The sequence below is a fragment of the Adlercreutzia sp. DFI.6.23 genome (assembly GCF_024462535.1).
Classification (GTDB): domain Bacteria; phylum Actinomycetota; class Coriobacteriia; order Coriobacteriales; family Eggerthellaceae; genus Adlercreutzia; species Adlercreutzia rubneri.
In genome coordinates this window covers 1-297 of sequence record NZ_JANGBP010000592.1, presented here as the reverse complement: position 1 = coordinate 297, position 297 = coordinate 1, and the positions used below count along the sequence as shown (strand labels likewise).

1 protein-coding gene is annotated in these 297 nt (G+C 53.2%); it reads right to left on the bottom strand.

Annotation, left to right across the window (positions count from 1 at the left end; genetic code table 11):
* A partial coding sequence (locus NE591_RS14700; protein ID WP_256157041.1) for a hypothetical protein occupies positions 1-297 on the bottom strand: 297 nt, incomplete at both ends.

Below are 297 nucleotides of genomic sequence, written 5' to 3'. Positions count from 1 at the left end.
TATTGGTGGCCTGCATGCCCTCTCCAAGAGTGAGCTTGTAGTAGTTGGCCGGACCGAACGGGACATCGGAGCGGAATTTCTCATCATGGCCCCTCAAGACGAACATCTCAAGATCGGTCGCGTCGAAAATCGTCCTGAAGATGGTCTTGAACTCCAGATCATATCCTTCTGGGGAATGGAACTGATAGAAGCCGCCGAAATCCCAATTCTCCTCGCTCCATTTGCCCTCGTCATAGTAGCGAATGCTTCCGATTGCATCCGCGATGGTGCGCGGGGTAACAGAGCCCTTGTTGTCCA